Consider the following 14,808-nt stretch of genomic DNA (forward strand, 5'->3'; position numbering starts at 1 on the left):
GCGGCCCGCCCGCTCGCGATGATTTGCCGGGGGCGGAAGATGCACGCGTGCTCACGGAGCGGACCCGCGCGGAACAAGGGCGGTCGGCGGCGCAGCCGCGTCATCGGGACGACCGCGCCGTGACCGTCTGGCAGCCGGCGGCGGAGGCCGCCCTCGACGCGCTCGCCCTCGCGGTCCTGGTGGTCGACCGGCAGGGGCGCATCCTGCACGCCAACCGCGAGGCGGCGGATCTCCTCGAACGGCCCGAAGGCGCCCTGACCGGCCAGCAGGCGGGCGGCTGCCTCGGTGCCCGCGCGGCGGAGGGCCGGTCCCGTCTCCACGCCCTGATCCAGGCCGCCTGCGACGGCCGGGCCGGGGAGGCCGGCGGCTTCCTGCACCTGGAAGGGCGCAGCGGCGACGAGCCGGGCGTCTCGGTCTGCGTCTCGCCGCTCCTCGACGCCGAGGCGCCGGGCCGGGCGGTGGTGGTGGCGCGCCTGCTGCGGGCCCAGGGCCGTGTCGAGGTGCAGCTGCGCACCCTGTTCGGCCTCACCCGGGCCGAGGCGCAGCTCGGGGCGGCGCTCGCCCGCGGCGGCTCCCTGGCGGAGATCGCGGCCGAGCTCGGCATCAGCGTCACGACGGCGCGCACCCACGTCGCCCGCATCTTCCTGAAGACCGGGACGAAGCAGCAGAGCCAGCTCGTCGCCCTGGTGGCGGCGTTCCAGCTGCCGGTGGCATGCGCCGACGACGCCGTGCCGGTCGCGAGCCGGATCGCCCGCTGCGGGTCCGCCTGAGACCGCCCGCCGTCGCGGCGTTCCGCCACCCGTGACGGGAGCGGGATGCGGGCTCAGGCCCGGAGGTCGAGCCGGTAGGCGTAGGCGTCGCCGCGAAACAGGCCCTCGACATACTCGATCATGCGGTCGTCCCGGGCGTAGGACCGGCGCTTGATCAGCAGGCAGGGAAGCGGCTGGGTGAAGCCGAACACCGCGCATTCGGCCTCGTCCGGGGTCGCCGCCTCGATGGTCTGGCGGCAGCGCACCAGGGCCGCCCCGTGGGCGCCCAGGAAGGCGTAGACCGAGCCGCTGAGGTCGCCCTCGGCAAGCGCCGGCACCGCCGTGAGGTCGTACCACGCCACCTCCCGCGACAGCGGCATCCCGTCGCCGCAACGGATGCGCACCAGCTTCAGGAACGGCGCCGTCGAGGGCAGGCCGAACAGCGAGGCGATCGAGCGGTCCTGGACCACGCGCCGCTCGACGATCTCCGTCGAGGGCACGCGGCCGAGCTCGCGCATCTCCTCGGTGAAGCCCTTCAGCCGGTCCATGCCCGGGCTGAGCCGGGTGCGCCCGGCCTCGACGATGAAGCCGTGCCGGCCATGGGCGCTGAGATAGTGCTGCCGGCGCAGGGAATCGTAGCAGCGCTGCACCGTGGTGCGGCTGACGCCGAGCGCCTCCGCGAAGGGCCGCTCCGCCGGGAGGGTGGTGCCGCCCGCCACCGTGCCGTCCTCGATCAGGGCGCGCAGCTGCTCCTCGAGCTGCTGATAGAGCGGCCTCGCGGTATCGTGCCGTAGCCGCACGAGGCTGGTGAGGGCAGGATGGCCCGGGCCGGCTCCGGGCGGATGCTCGGGCATCGGCAGGTCAATCGGTGCGACGGCCGCGCAACGGTGCGGCGCGGGCGACGGGACGGAGATGCGGCATGAGCGTCGACATGGCGGCCAGTCCGGCCCTCTTCGTCCTCGGCAGCTTCGTGGCCGCCTGTTCTGCCACGGTTGACCGTCTGCCGCGAGCCGGAGAGTCCCTGCAGGCACAGGCTTTCCTGCTCGAGCCGGGCGGCAAGGGCCTCAACCTCGCGGTGGGCGCGCGCCGCCTCGGCGCCGCGGTCGACGGTCTGTTCGGCATCGGCGACGACGCGCTGTCGAGCCTCGCCGAGCCGGCCCTGCGCCGGGCCGACCTGCCGGTCGCGATGCTGCACCGCTTCCCCGGGCCGACCGGGGCCGGCATCGGCTTCACCGACGCTGCGGGTGAGAACTGCCTGGCGGTCTATCCGGGAGCGAATGCCCGCCTCGGGCCCCCGGAGGTCCGGGCGGCGGGCGGCCGGATCGCCGCCGCGGCCCTCGTCCTGGCGCAGTTCGAGGCCGGGGACGAGGCCGTGGCGGAGGCGTTCCGGATCGCGCACGGCGCGGGCGTGCGCACCCTGCTCAACCCGTCGCCGTTCCGGATGCCGCCGCCGGAAATCCTGGCGACGACCGGAATCCTGGTCGTCAACGCGGTCGAGGCGGCCGCCTTCGGGGCTGCGCTCGGCGTCCCGGTCCCGGAGGGGAGGGGGGAACCGGCCGCCTTCGACGCCCTCGCCGGGGCCCTGCTCGCCCGCGGACCGGACCTCGTCGTGATCACGCGCGGGGCCGACGGGGCGCTCGCCCGGCCGGCGGGCGGACCCATGCTGGTCCAGCCGGCCTTTCAGGTCGCGGCCCGCGACAGCCTCGGCGCCGGCGACGCCTTCACGGCCGGCCTCGCCGTGAGCCTCGCGGAGGGGCGCCCCCTCGCCGAGAGCCTGCGCCGGGCGGCGGCCTGCGGCGCCTGCGTGGTCCGCCGCGAGGGCGTGTTCGATGCCCTTCCGGACCGGGCCGCCCTCGCGTCCATGCTCGCCGGGGCTGAATCCTCGGCCGTCAGCTGAACAGGCCGGCGAGCAGGCTGCCGGCGACGGCGACCGCCGCGAGGGTCGCGATGAACCGGATGTCGTCGAAACGCTGTCTGATCATGGCCGGGCCTCCCCGCTGGCGTGATGGCGGTGACCCCTAGGCTCCTGGCCGGAGCCTCGCTGTGCGCCGCCGCACGCCCGCCGGAGGTATCGTGCCCGCCAGGGTGTGATGAGGGCCGGATTGCGCGACCGCTCCGGCGGGCCCGGACCAAAACCCTGCGGCGTCGCCCGAAAATCGGCGGATTCCGACTGCCGTCGGGGCGGCTTGGCCGTTGACAGAAGCCCTGCCACCTAAGAAAAAGGCCACACGCGCGGTGTGGCCCAAGTCTAGGGAGGAAACGCCCAAAGAGGGCAGCAACGCTGCGACGCCATCGCCGCGTTGCCCGATCAGAATTAAGCCCTGCCGGTCGAACTGGCAAGGGCGCGCACGCGTTTTGTGGCATCCGCGACGCAGGTGGTGCGCCGGTGCAACGGTGCGCCGGCCTGGGACCCGGACCCGGCCTGGGCGCGTTCTGCTCCGGCCGGGTGCGACACGCCAGGAGGCCGCCGCGATGACGCGCGAGGAACCCGAAGCCCGGGACCCCACGACCCGGCGCATCCCGGTCCGCGGCCAGACCCTGAACATCGCCGAGGCCGGTCCGGCGGACGGTCCGCTCACCGTGCTGCTGCACGGCTTTCCCGAGACCTGGTGGGGCTGGCGGCATCAGATCGGCCCGCTCGCGGCGGCGGGCCTGCGGGTGGTGGCCCCGGACCAGCGCGGCTACGGCCAGAGCAGCCGGCCGGACGGCATCGCGGCCTACCACCTCGACCACCTCGCCGGCGACGTGATCGGCCTCGCCGACGCCCTCGGGCAGGAGCGCCTGCGCCTCGTCGGGCACGATTGGGGCGGCGTCGTCGCCTGGTGGGCGGCGTCCCGCTTCCCCGACCGGATCGAGCGGGTGGCGATCCTCAATGCGCCGCATCCCGACATCTTCGGCGCCTATGCCCGCCGGCACCCGAGCCAGACCCTGCGCAGCCTCTATGTCGGGTTCTTCCAGCTGCCCGGGCTGCCGGAGGCCCTCCTGCGCGCCGGCGACTGCGCGGCCCTGCGCCGGGCCCTGACGCGGTCGAGCCGGCCCGGTGCCTTCAGCGCCCACGACCTCGACCTCTACGCCGCCGCCTGGCGCCGGCCCGGCGCGATCACCGCGATGCTCAACTGGTACCGCGGATTGCGGCTGCCCCGCGAGCCGGCCACCGAGCCGGTCCGGCCGCCGGTCCTGGTGCTGTGGGGCGAGCGCGACACCGCGCTCGAGCGCGGCCTCGCCGCCGAGAGCCTGCGGCTCTGCGCGCAAGGGTCGGTGCGGTACTTCCCCGAGTCCACCCACTGGCTCCAGCACGAGGAGCCGGCGGCGGTCAACGCGGCCCTGATCGGGTTCCTGACCGCCGATGGCCCCGGTCCTGGCGCGGCTCAGGCCTGATCGCCGAACAGCAGCCGGCGGGTCGCCGCCGCCACGTCGTCCTGCCGCATCAGGCTCTCGCCGACGAGGAGCGTGCGGATGCCGGCCGCCGCCAGGGTCTGGGCGTCGGCGTGGCTGCCGATGCCGCTCTCGCCGACCAGGATCCGGTCCGGCGGCAACAGCGGGCTCAGGCGCACCGCGTTGTCGAGGGAGACCTCGAAGGTGCGCAGGTCGCGGTTGTTGACGCCGATGAGCCGCGTGCCGAGGGGCAGCGCCCGGGCGAGCTCCGCCTCGTCGTGGACCTCGACCAGGACGTCCATGCCGAGGTCGTGGGCGGTCTCGACGAGCGCCGCCGCCTCCTCGTCGTCGAGGCTCGCCATGATGACCAGGATGCAGTCGGCGCCCCAGGCCCGGGCCTCGACGACCTGATAGGGCTCGAAAAGGAAGTCCTTGCGCAGGACCGGCAGGGCGCAGGCGGCGCGGGCCGCCGTCAGGTACTCGGGCTTGCCCTTGAACGAGGGCTCGTCGGTCAGCACCGACAGGCAGGCGGCGCCGCCCGTCTCGTAGGCGCGGGCGAGCGCCGGCGGGTCGAAATCCGCGCGGATCAGGCCGCGGGAGGGCGAGGCCTTCTTGATCTCGGCGATCAGGGCGAAGCGGCCCTGCGCCACCTGCGCGGCGATCGCGTCGGCGAAGCCCCGCGGCGGGTCCGCCTTGGCGGCGCGCTTCTCGAGCTCGGCCAGCGGCACGCGCAGCTTCGCCGCCGCGATCTCGCGTCGCTTGTAGGCCTCGATATGGGCGAGCACGTCGGCCGGGCGCGGCCGGGCCTCGTCCTCGCGGGACGTCGTTTCGGTGTCGGACAAGGCCGTGTCCTCCCGTCGGGAGCGTATCGAGGGTCGAGCGGGCGCCGGGAGACGCCGCGGTCACGCGGTGGAGACGGTCGCCAGGCGCTCCAGGACCGCCCTGGCCGCTCCGGTATCGATCGCCTGGGCCGCGCGGGCGACGCCGTCCTGCAGGCTGTCAACGCGCTGGGCCACCATCAGAGCCGCCGCGGCATTGAGCACCCCGATGTCGCGGTAGGGCGTGCGGGCGCCGTCGAGCACCTCCCGCAGGGCGCCCGCGTTGTTGGCGGGATCGCCGCCGCGCAGCTCCTCGGGCGCCGCGAGGCGAAACCCCAGCTCCTGCGGGTCGATGGTGAAGCGGCGGATCGCCCCGTCCTCGAGCGCCACCACGGCGGTCGGGCCGGTGGTGGTGATCTCGTCGAGCCCGTCCGAGCCGTGCACGGTCCAGACCCGGCGGCTGCCGAGCTCGGCGAGCACCCGGGTCATCGGCTCGGCGAGGGAGGGGGCGTAGACGCCGAGCAGCTGGGCGGCGACCCCCGCCGGGTTGCACAGGGGCCCGAGCACGTTGAACAGCGTCCGGGTGCCGATCTCGACCCGCACCGGTGCGACGTGGCGCATCGAGGCGTGGTGCGACTGGGCGAACATGAAGCACAGGCCCGCCTCGGCCAGGCAGCGGGCGAGGTGGTCGGGGGTGAGGCCGATGCCGACGCCGAGCGCCGCGAGCACGTCGGCGGCGCCCGAGCGCGACGAGGCGGCGCGGTTGCCGTGCTTGGCCACCGGCACGCCGCAGGCCGCGGTGATGATCGCCGCGAGCGTCGAGACGTTGTAGCTGCCCGAATGGTCGCCGCCGGTGCCGACGATGTCGATCGCGCCCGCGGGCGCGACGACGCGGGTCATGCGCTCGCGCAAAGCCCCTGCGGCGCCCGCGATCTCGTCCACCGCCTCGCCGCGCACCCGCAGCGCCATCAGGAAGGCGCCGGCCTGGGCGTGCGTCACCTCGCCGGAGAGCAGGTGGTCGAAGGCGCGGCGGGCCTCCTCGCGCGTCAGCGCGGCGCCCGTGGCGACCTTCGCCAGGTAGGGCTTGAACGAGTCCATGACGATGAAGAGCCTGATCTCAGTGTGGGCCTACGCCCGGTCCGTCAATGCACATCTCGGCCGCGCTTGTCACCCCGGGGCATGACATGTGGGGTCTTGGGATTCCGGGCCTCGGTGTTCCATTCCGCCGCGAGGTCGAGGAAATTGCGCACCAGGGTCTGCCCGTGCTGCGACAGGATGCTCTCGGGGTGGAACTGCACCCCGTGCACCGGCCGCTCCGCGTGCTCCAGCGCCATGATCAGCCCGTCGGCCTCCGCGGTCACCACGAGGCTGTCGGGGCAGGTCGCCCGGTCGACGATCAGCGAATGGTAGCGCGTCGCCGAGAACGGCCCGTTGATGCCGCGAAACAGCCCGGTCGCCCGGTGCTGCACGCGCGAGACCTTGCCGTGCATCGGCGCGGGCGCCCGCACGACCTCGCCGCCGAAGGCCTGGCCGATCGCCTGCAGGCCGAGGCAGACGCCGAGCATCGGGATCTCGTCGCTCAGGTCCCGCACCACGTCGAGGCACACCCCCGCCTCGCTCGGCGTGCACGGGCCCGGCGAGAGAATCAGGGCGTCCGGCGCGCGCCGCCGGATCTCCGCGACGGTGATCGCGTCGTTGCGCACCACGTCGATCGCGCCGGCCAGCGGCCCGATCAGGTGGACGAGGTTCCAGGTGAAGGAATCGTAGTTGTCGATGACCAGGATGTCGGACATGGATGCGCGCCTCTTGCGGGGCGGTGTGGGGCTTCGCGCGCCGCGCGGTCAAGAGGACGGATCAGCTCTGCGGCGTCGGGAGGCCAGCGTCGCGATCCCGATCGGGCCGTTCGCGATCAGGATGCAATCCGCGAGGCCGTCGCGCCCGATGAGCCCGTCGATGCCTCGCGGCCGCAGCAGGGCCGCCAGGACAAGGCCGCCGCAGACACCCGGCCTGATCGAGGCGGATGGGAACCGATTGCCGGTCGGTCAGAGGAGACCGACTGGACGGTCAGGCATTCTTGCTTCTCCTGAACGTTTCGGACGGAAGCTCGCCATATCGGTCCCTGTACAATTTGCTGAAGCGTCCGATATGGTAGAATCCATATCGCATCGCAACTTCGGTGACGCTGACGAACTGGCCAGATGTGATCTCTGTCCGGGCGAGGGACAATCTGACGTCAGTCAAGAACGCCTTCGGCGTCGTGCCCAGGTGGCGGCGAAATGCGATCTGCAGGGCGCGATAGCTGCATCCGGCCGCGGTGGCGATGCGTCGGGACGAGATCGGCTCGGCGGCATGATGGACGATGAACTCTTCCGCGCGGCGCAACTGGGCGGGCTTGGCGGCCGGGATTCCTGCGAGCGCCTCCGAGAAGCGGGCCTGCATCGCTTCGAGGATCAGATCCATCGCCGCATCCGTCGCACGTTGCGCGGCGGTCGTGCGAAGCGATTCGAACTGAAGCAGTGAATCGGCGAAGCCCATGAACATGTCCCACGGGGTCGAGAAATTTTCCGGAAGGACGCACGGGGCAAGATTCAGTGTCGTCGGCATGGGCCTGTCGAAAAATCTTATCCAAGCCTGCTCGAAGACGTCCTTGCGGATGTGCAGAGTCTTCTGTTTGAAGCGAGGGCCGAAATGGAATCGGATTGGTGCATCCGGCGAGAACACGACGGTTTGCCTGGCGCACAGGGACTGCTCATGGGCACCCGAGAATGCGGTGCCGTCACCGGTGAGCGTCGACGTGATCAGGAAAAACGTTCCGAAGTTCTCCGGCTCAACCTGAACCGACGTGCCATACGATAAATCGACGATCTTCAAGGGGGCGATATTTCTGACCGTCAGGTCACACTTGAAGGGCGCGTCCAGCCGGTGGATCCTCAGTCTGTGCGGGCAAAACACCTCGGCTACACGTGACACGGCATCATCCGGATCGCAGGTCTCGGACGTCACCAGCGCGCGATGATGGGGGGCAAGCCTCTTCCGCATTGGCCGGCGGCCTTCGATTGTCCTGCCCCGCACCCACCTCGTGCGAGGTCTCGTGCGAGGTCTCGTGATTGCATGCGACGCGATCCGACGGACCGAATACCGCCCCCGCTCGGGCGTCGCCGGACATTGATCTTCTTCGCCCAGGCTGCCCTTGGGAAGGGGCTCGGTCGAGACAGCGACGACGTTTCGGGACGCGGCTCCTCCGGAGCCGCACCCGGCTTCATGGTGACCGACCGTCCCCGCGATCCTTATGACGAGACGCCCTCGTGCGCGAGACCGGCGGGCGCATCATCCGCCGCAAGGGTCACCGGTTCAGCGACGACAATGATGCAGGAACGAGCGACCGGGCAGAAACCCGCCACGCGATTCTGCTAGGATTTCAGCGGCGAACAATTCAATTGAAATGGCCGACATAGCGCATGATGTAGCGTTGACCCTCCGGTCGATTGCGTGCACCGAACTCGTAATAAGCGTTGAAGAAGAGAAAGTTATCCGCGTTGATCGACCACAGGGCTCCCGGCCCCAACGCGAAGACGCGCTCGCGGTGCCCGCGAGCGGCGACGCCATTGGCCAATGTATCGGTGATCTGCTGCAGCCAGTAGCCGTTCGCTCCGACAACGAGATCTTTCGTCAGTTTGTAATCTGTCGCAAAGTTCGCATGGAGCGCTTGGCCTGCCTGCGTCGTCGAGATAGCAGGTCCGAACGACACATTAGGCCGGTCGTTTCTGGCGTTCCAGAGGTAGTGGAACCTGCCCGACACGCTCCAATCGGGCGTCAGAAACAGGGTCCCGGCGACGTATGGATCAAAGGACAGGTAGTTCGAACCGGGGTTGACGGCCGCGGTGGGATCGTATCGCCCCGTCGGGAGGATCACCGAGGCTTCGATGCGGCCCATGAAGATCGGGCCGTTGGGACCCATCACCGGATCGCCTTGGTAGAAAGGGCCGACCAGAAGGTCGCCGACACCCTCCCGTGCCTTGAGCACCGCACCGTTCAAGCCGTCATTCACGGCGGCATGCGGGAGAGCGGGCAGGATGAGGTTGAGGCCGAAGGTGCCGGGCCCGACCTTGATCGGAGAGACGTAGATCAGCTGGGTGAGCTCCGCGATCACCGTCACGTCCTCGCGGGGAAGTCCGAGACTGCGCCCGCGATTGTCGGTGAGACGCCCGGCCGAGTAAACCTGAAGGTACTGCGACGGATACCAGCCCGGCCCGGACGGCGGCGCGCCGTCGAAGAAGCTCGTGAAACCCAGGTTGAGAGCCGGCATGTCATAGGCATGAGCGGACCCGGCGAAGCCGGCGAGCGCGGCGAAGGCGGCACTGGCACACGTCGTCCGGCGGCGTCGCCTGGGCCTGCCCACGGGCTGCACCGCCGGCTCACCGGATTGGGAACATGGCATCTCTGTCCTTCCTTTCCGCATAGATCCGGCCTCGCGCGGGCGAGCACCGTCGGCTGTCGAATGTGTCGAAGCATCGGATGGTCCCGCAGGGCTTCGCCGGGCGGGCACTGCAGGTCAGTCGCGTCCGGCTCGGATGATGGCCTCGGCGAGCACGTCGGGCGCGGTGAACAGCAGCTCGTGGCTGCCGCTGACCTGAACCAGCCGAAACAAGCCGAGCCGGTTCGACATGCGCGGGTGCCATCCGAAGTCCGGGCCCTGCGGCAGCGCCGCGTCCTCCGTGGCGTTGATGTACGAGCAGGGCACCCGGCCGCCCTTGACGATCTCGTAGAAGCCCTTCAGGTCGAGCTTGTCGGCAAAAGGCTGAAACGGCTCGGGGGAGAGCAGAGCGTAGGTGGCCCGCGCGGTCTCAAGATCCGCGTCGTTGACGAAGGCCTCTCGCCAGACCGGGAACGGCATCGACACGGTGTTGTCGGGTGAGGACTTGGCGAGACTGGTGAACATCTCGCGATAATGCGGCGGAACCGCATCGAGCAGGCTCTCGCCGTCATTGAGCACGAAGGCGTTCCAGAACACGAGCCGCCTGACACGGTCGGCGACTTGCTCCACCACTTTGGAGATGATGGTTCCGCCGTAGGAGTGCCCGAGCAGGACGAAATCGTCGAGGTCGTTGTCCCGGATGTAGCGAACGATGGATGCGGTACAATCGGCGTGGTTCACCGCCTTGTCTGCCCCTTTGCCATGGCCGGCAATGGTCGGGGTATAGACGTCATGGCTCTGGGCGCGCAGCTTGTCCGCGACCGCCGAGAAAGCGTCGCCGTCGTGCCAGGAGCCGTGAACGAGCAAAAATTTCATGAGTTCTCACCAGCAAAAAACTTCTCTTCGCAAGAGTGACGAAAGGAACGATAATTTAAAGTCGGAAAGCGCATCGCCATCCAGAATGCGAAAAAATCTGCAATGACCAAAAATCTGCGATGACCCTGGGGACTTGAGGGCTTGGGGACTTGGGGGGCTTGGCGCCGGCGGCGCTGGGCGGAGTCGCGGGTGGCTGTGAGCAGCCCCTTGCGATGCCTGTCTTGTGTGCTTCCCTTTGGGGATGGGCTGCGGCGATCCGGAGCGCCCGAGCGAGGCGGAGCCGATCGAGCGGGTGCTGACAGCCGCACCGGCCGGAGAAGACCTCGCGCACTTCCTCCAAGCCGTCGGCGAGGGACCGCAAGGAACGGCGCGAGACGTCCCGCTCCGGCGGGTCCGAGCCTGGGCACGACGGGCGCGAGCGGGCTCTGAGCCGGGATCCGGATCAGGTCGTGGAGCGGCGGCCCGCCTGCCCGTCGGCCGGCGGCGAGCCGCTGCCCGACGCCCTGCCGGCCGACATGGTCAGCCCGCACGAGCGCATCGACCTGCCGCCCGTCAGGCCGGTGGCCGCGCAGCACCGGCGCTTCGGCGTGAACTGCCCGGCCTGCCGGACCGATGTGCCGGCGGACGCGGCCGCTTCGCCATCCGGGCCCATCCACATCGGCGCGTCATCCGGGCCGGTGGATGTTCAGTCGCCCCGGCCGTCCGAAGCAAGTATCACAAAATTATCCGCTGGATTTGCGATAAGAAACCGTGGCACATCAAAAAATAAGCAGACTTGATTTGGCTTGCCGACGCAAGTCTGCTTGGCCGGCCTGACGCGCATCCGCGTGGGCGTCGAACAGATCGAGGATCGCGTCGCCCCTGATCAGGACGAAGCGCCCGGCACGGCCGAGCAGCTCCGGCAGCTTGGCGCGGTAGGTCGCTGTTTCCTGCTCGAGCGGTGCCATGCGGGCCTCCTTCAGCGCCGCCTGCGACCGGCGATCGTCTGCCGCTCGCAAAGCATCGTCATCGGGCGCCCGAGCCCAGACCGCTACTGCCCCCGCCGCGCCTGGGCGGCGAAGCGCACCGCCTCCTCGGCGGCGCGGAACAGCGCCCTGGCCTTGTTGACGCATTCCTGCTGCTCGGAGGCGGGATCCGAATCGTGCACGATGCCGGCGCCGGCCTGGACGTGCATGCGGCCATCCTTGACGATGGCGGTGCGCAGGACGATGCAGGTGTCCATCTGGCCGTCGGCGCCGAAATAGCCGATGCAGCCGCCATAGGGCCCGCGCTTCTCGCGCTCGAGCTCGTCGATGATCTGCATCGCCCGCACCTTCGGGGCCCCCGAGACCGTGCCGGCCGGAAAACCGGCCGCCAGCGCCGACAGCGCGTCGTGCCGGGGATCGAGGCGGCCCTCGACGTTCGACACGATGTGCATGACCTGGCTGTAGAACTCGAGGAAGAACGAATCCGTCACCCGCACGCTGCCGATCTCGGCGACGCGGCCGACGTCGTTGCGGCCGAGGTCGAGCAGCATCAGGTGCTCGGAGCGCTCCTTCGGGTCGGCGAGCAACTCGTCGGCGAGCGCCCTGTCCTCCTCCGGGCTCGCGCCGCGGCGGCGGGTGCCGGCGATCGGCCGGATCGTCACCGCCCCGTCGCGCACCCGCACCAGGATCTCGGGCGATGAGCAGACGATCTGGAAACCGCCGAAATCGAGGTAGCACAGGAACGGCGCCGGATTGACCCGGCGCAGCGCCCGGTAGAGCGCGAACGGCCCTAACCCGAACGGCGCCTCGAAGCGCTGCGACAGCACCACCTGGAAGATGTCGCCGGCGGCGATGTACTCCTTGGCCCTGGCCACCATGCCCAGGAACTCGTCGGGGGCGACGTTCGAGACCGGGGCGGGGGCGGGGATCTCCGCCGGGTTCTGCCGCGCCTCGAGCGGCAGCGGACCGTCCAGCGCGTCGGCGGCGCGCTCCAGCCGCGCGAGCGCCGCCTCGTAGGCAGCTCGTGCCGAGACGCCCGCCGCCGGCCGGATCGGCGCCACCAGGGCGATCTCGTCGCGCACCGCGTCGAAGATCACCATCACGGTCGGGCGCACCAGGATCGCGTCCGGCACGCCGATCGGGTCGGGGTGGGGCGGGGCCAGGCGCTCCATCTCCCGGACCATGTCGTAGCCGAGATAGCCGAACAGGCCCGCCGCCATCGGGGGCAGGCCTGCTTCAGCGGGAATCGCGCTCTCGGCGATCAGCGCCCGCAGGCTGTCGAGGGGTGCGGCGTCGTCGGGCGCGAAGGCCGCGAGGTCGGGCGCCGCGGCGCGCTCGGCCCGGCCCTTCGTGCAGCGCCAGATCAGGTCGGGATCGAGGCCGATCATCGAGTAGCGGCCGCGCACCGCGCCGCCCTCGACCGATTCGAACAGGAAGGCGGCGCCCTCGCGGCCGGCCTTCAGCTTGAGGAAGGCGGCGACCGGCGTCTCGAGGTCGGCCACCAGGGTGGCGCGCAGGAGGACCGGGCGGCCTTCCGCGTAGGCCGCCGCCGCGGCCTCGGGGGAGGGGGCGGTGAGCATCAGTACTCGCCGCCGATGGCGCGCCGGAACGCCGCTTCGTTCACCGAGACGCCGGCCTGCTTCTGCACGTCGGCGATGTACTGGGCGAGCACGTCGTCGGCGAGGGCCGTGCGGTACTGCTGCTCCACCGAGACCGCGCCGGCGGCCCCCGGCACGAAGGCCGGCACGGTGGCGCTGGTGACCCTGAACACCACCCGGGCGGTCCCCTCGCCGGAGGCCGCGCCGGCCTTCGCCACGGGGGTCGCGAAGACGCGCGCGACGCTCTCCGCCGTCAGCCCGTCCTTGCCGCGGCCGCGGGCGAGGTCGGTCACGGTCCTGGCCTCCTGGCCGAGGGAGGTCGCCACCGCCTCGATCGCCTCGCCCTTGTCGAGCCGCTCGGTCGCCTCGCGGGCCTTCGCGGCGAGCCGGCGCGAGACCTCGTCGGCCTTCCACTGCGCCACGACGGCGTCGCGCACCTCGGCCAGCGGCTTGTCGTGGGCTGGGTCGACCTTGGTCACGTCGTACCAGAGATAGCCGCCCGAGCGGGTGCGCAGGGCCTCGTTGTCGGCCCCCATGTCGCTGCGGAAGATCGCCGCGAGCGTCGCGTCCTTGTCGGGGACCGCCTCGACCGCCTTGCCCTGCGGGTCGCGGCCCTGCGCGTCCACCGCCGGCACGGTGACGAGGGACAGGCCCTGCTCCCGGGCGATGTCGGCGAGCGGCTTGGCGCCGGCGCGCTGGTCCTCGATCGCGTCGTGGACCTTCTCGAGCCCGTCCCGGGCCTTGTCGCGGGCGATCTCGGTGCGGACCTCGCCCGCCACCGCCTCGAACGGCTTGCGGGCCGCCGGCTGGACGCTGGTCACCCGCAGCAGCACCGCGCCGAAGCGCCCCTTGACCGGCTCGCTCACGGCGTTCGGCTCGGCCGCGAAGGCGGCCTCGGCCACCGCCGGGTCGAACAGCTCGGACTTCGCGAAGGTGCCGAGGTCGAGCGCCTTGGCGTCGAGCCCGCGCTCGGTGGCGACCTGGTCGAAGGTCACCTCGCCGCTGCGGATGCGGGCGAGCGCCGCCGTGGCGTCGGCCTCGTTGGCGAAGACGATCTGCTGGATCGCGCGCTTCTCAGGGGTCCCGAAGCGGGTCTGCTCCGCCTCGTAGCGGGCGCGCGCCTCGGCCTCCGGCACGGCGTCGGGCTTGGCGAGCGTCGCGGGGTCGAGGATCAGCAGGGTCACGGCGCGGTATTCGGGCGCCCGGAACGCGCTCTTGCGCTCGGTGTAGAAGGTCGTGACCTCGTCCTCGCTCGGGGCCGGGATCTCGCCGGCAGCGGCTTCCGGCAGGGTGAAGGACGCGGCAGCGCGCCGCTCGGAGGTGTAGCGGTGGATCGCCTCGCGGGCCGCGAGTGAGACCGGCAGCTCGGCCGTGATGGCCTCGGCGAGCTGGAGCCGCGCCGCCACCGCCCGCTGCTCCTGCACGAAGCCCTGCTCGGTCAGGCCGGCCTGGCGCAGGGTGTCCCGGAAGGTGTTGACGTCGAAGGCGCCGCCCGGGCCCTTGAACGCCGGCTCCTCCTGGATCAGGCGGATCACGGCCGCGTCCGGGATGCGCAGGCCGAGATCCCGGGTCTTCTGGTCGAGGGAGGCCTCGGTGATCAGCTGCGCCAGCACCTGCCGGTCGAGGCCGAGCGCCTTGGCCTGGTCCGGCGTGATCGGCCGGCGGCTCTGGCGCGACAGGCGCTGGATCTGGTTCTGGTAGGCGGTGCGCAGGGCCTCGGCCGGGATCGGCGTGCTGCCGACCGTCGCGACGTTGTTGCTGCCGCCGCCGCGAAAGATGTCGCCGATGCCGAAGATGGCGAGGCCCGCGATCAGGAGGCCGAACACCACCGTCACCACGATCTTGCCGAGCCAGCTCTGGCTGGCGGCGCGGAACCCCTGGAGCATCGCGATCCTCGGAAAACCCGTGAGGACGCCGCCCGCGAGGGGGCGGCGCCCGGATCCGGCCGCGATACCGCATAAGCGCCGCAAGGCAAAGGGCGGCGGTTCCCGCGCGTTTCGCCGACCGTCCCGG

Annotated in this window: 14 protein-coding genes; 4 read left to right on the forward strand and 10 right to left on the reverse strand. The window is 71.2% G+C overall.

Features of this window, described 5'->3' with window-relative positions; genetic code table 11:
• Nucleotides 1-119: 119 nt before the first annotated feature.
• Nucleotides 120-770 carry a helix-turn-helix transcriptional regulator gene (locus EU555_RS01405; protein ID WP_135412650.1) on the forward strand — a complete coding sequence of 217 codons (651 nt, stop codon included), beginning with the start codon at nucleotides 120-122 and terminating at the stop codon, nucleotides 768-770.
• Nucleotides 771-823: 53 nt separating this feature from the next.
• Here EU555_RS01405 and EU555_RS01410 read toward each other — a convergent pair whose 3' ends face one another.
• Nucleotides 824-1,603: a GntR family transcriptional regulator gene (locus EU555_RS01410; RefSeq protein ID WP_135412651.1), complete on the reverse strand. Its 780-nt coding sequence runs from the start codon at nucleotides 1,601-1,603 to the stop codon at nucleotides 824-826.
• Between the two features lie 65 nt (nucleotides 1,604-1,668).
• Here EU555_RS01410 and EU555_RS01415 point away from each other — a divergent pair, with 65 nt between their 5' ends.
• Nucleotides 1,669-2,646, forward strand: a complete 978-nt coding sequence (locus EU555_RS01415) for a PfkB family carbohydrate kinase (protein ID WP_135412652.1) — start codon at nucleotides 1,669-1,671, stop codon at nucleotides 2,644-2,646.
• A 575-nt stretch (nucleotides 2,647-3,221) separates the two neighbouring features.
• Complete coding sequence (locus EU555_RS01420) at nucleotides 3,222-4,127, forward strand: alpha/beta fold hydrolase (RefSeq protein WP_135412653.1); 906 nt, start codon at nucleotides 3,222-3,224, stop codon at nucleotides 4,125-4,127.
• Here EU555_RS01420 and trpC read toward each other — a convergent pair.
• The 6 genes from trpC to EU555_RS01450 form a co-directional block, all read right to left on the reverse strand.
• The gene (trpC, locus tag EU555_RS01425) at nucleotides 4,118-4,966 is read right to left on the reverse strand and encodes an indole-3-glycerol phosphate synthase TrpC (RefSeq protein WP_135412654.1); all 849 of its coding nucleotides are present in this window, start codon (nucleotides 4,964-4,966) and stop codon (nucleotides 4,118-4,120) included. The genes EU555_RS01420 and trpC overlap by 10 nt on opposite strands.
• A gap of 60 nt (nucleotides 4,967-5,026) precedes the next feature.
• Entirely contained in the window at nucleotides 5,027-6,040 is a 1,014-nt protein-coding gene (trpD, locus tag EU555_RS01430; protein ID WP_135412655.1) for an anthranilate phosphoribosyltransferase, read from the reverse strand.
• 44 nt (nucleotides 6,041-6,084) lie between these two features.
• Nucleotides 6,085-6,735, reverse strand: a complete 651-nt coding sequence (locus EU555_RS01435; protein ID WP_135412656.1) for an anthranilate synthase component II — start codon at nucleotides 6,733-6,735, stop codon at nucleotides 6,085-6,087.
• A gap of 271 nt (nucleotides 6,736-7,006) precedes the next feature.
• Nucleotides 7,007-7,981 (reverse strand): AraC family transcriptional regulator, encoded by a 975-nt coding sequence (locus tag EU555_RS01440; RefSeq protein WP_135412657.1) that lies wholly within the window; start codon nucleotides 7,979-7,981, stop codon nucleotides 7,007-7,009.
• Nucleotides 7,982-8,375: 394 nt separating this feature from the next.
• Entirely contained in the window at nucleotides 8,376-9,350 is a 975-nt protein-coding gene (locus tag EU555_RS01445; RefSeq protein WP_245524081.1) for a SphA family protein, read from the reverse strand.
• Between the two features lie 144 nt (nucleotides 9,351-9,494).
• Complete coding sequence (locus EU555_RS01450; RefSeq protein ID WP_135412659.1) at nucleotides 9,495-10,232, reverse strand: alpha/beta fold hydrolase; 738 nt, start codon at nucleotides 10,230-10,232, stop codon at nucleotides 9,495-9,497.
• Between the two features lie 449 nt (nucleotides 10,233-10,681).
• Between EU555_RS01450 and EU555_RS01455 the strand changes: the two genes are divergently transcribed.
• Complete coding sequence (locus EU555_RS01455; RefSeq protein ID WP_167858407.1) at nucleotides 10,682-11,011, forward strand: IS66 family transposase zinc-finger binding domain-containing protein; 330 nt, start codon at nucleotides 10,682-10,684, stop codon at nucleotides 11,009-11,011.
• Here EU555_RS01455 and EU555_RS01460 read toward each other — a convergent pair.
• From EU555_RS01460 to EU555_RS01470, 3 genes are all read right to left on the reverse strand, one after another.
• Nucleotides 10,991-11,179: a hypothetical protein gene (locus tag EU555_RS01460; protein ID WP_135412661.1), complete on the reverse strand. Its 189-nt coding sequence runs from the start codon at nucleotides 11,177-11,179 to the stop codon at nucleotides 10,991-10,993. The genes EU555_RS01455 and EU555_RS01460 overlap by 21 nt on opposite strands.
• A gap of 83 nt (nucleotides 11,180-11,262) precedes the next feature.
• Nucleotides 11,263-12,777, reverse strand: coding sequence for an anthranilate synthase component I (trpE, locus tag EU555_RS01465; protein WP_135412662.1), 1,515 nt, complete (start codon nucleotides 12,775-12,777; stop codon nucleotides 11,263-11,265).
• On the reverse strand, nucleotides 12,777-14,681 hold the full coding sequence (locus tag EU555_RS01470) for a peptidylprolyl isomerase (RefSeq protein WP_135412663.1): 1,905 nt from the start codon (nucleotides 14,679-14,681) through the stop codon (nucleotides 12,777-12,779). The genes trpE and EU555_RS01470 overlap by 1 nt, the downstream gene beginning before the upstream one ends.
• Nucleotides 14,682-14,808 lie beyond the last annotated feature (127 nt).

The sequence above is a fragment of the Methylobacterium nonmethylotrophicum genome (assembly GCF_004745635.1).
In the GTDB taxonomy this organism is placed as follows: Bacteria; Pseudomonadota; Alphaproteobacteria; order Rhizobiales; family Beijerinckiaceae; genus Methylobacterium; species Methylobacterium nonmethylotrophicum.

Bases quoted from the DNA above. Each gene is read 5' to 3' on its own strand.
- EU555_RS01410 (WP_135412651.1), bottom strand. From the start codon at position 1,603: ATGCCCGAGCATCCGCCCGGAGCCGGCCCGGGCCATCCTGCCCTCACC.
- EU555_RS01415 (WP_135412652.1), top strand. From the start codon at position 1,669: ATGAGCGTCGACATGGCGGCCAGTCCGGCCCTCTTCGTCCTCGGCAGC.
- EU555_RS01420 (WP_135412653.1), top strand. From the start codon at position 3,222: ATGACGCGCGAGGAACCCGAAGCCCGGGACCCCACGACCCGGCGCATC.
- trpD (WP_135412655.1), bottom strand. From the start codon at position 6,040: ATGGACTCGTTCAAGCCCTACCTGGCGAAGGTCGCCACGGGCGCCGCG.
- EU555_RS01435 (WP_135412656.1), bottom strand. From the start codon at position 6,735: ATGTCCGACATCCTGGTCATCGACAACTACGATTCCTTCACCTGGAAC.
- EU555_RS01440 (WP_135412657.1), bottom strand. From the start codon at position 7,981: ATGCGGAAGAGGCTTGCCCCCCATCATCGCGCGCTGGTGACGTCCGAG.
- EU555_RS01450 (WP_135412659.1), bottom strand. From the start codon at position 10,232: ATGAAATTTTTGCTCGTTCACGGCTCCTGGCACGACGGCGACGCTTTC.
- EU555_RS01460 (WP_135412661.1), bottom strand. From the start codon at position 11,179: ATGGCACCGCTCGAGCAGGAAACAGCGACCTACCGCGCCAAGCTGCCG.
- trpE (WP_135412662.1), bottom strand. From the start codon at position 12,777: ATGCTCACCGCCCCCTCCCCCGAGGCCGCGGCGGCGGCCTACGCGGAA.
- EU555_RS01470 (WP_135412663.1), bottom strand. From the start codon at position 14,681: ATGCTCCAGGGGTTCCGCGCCGCCAGCCAGAGCTGGCTCGGCAAGATC.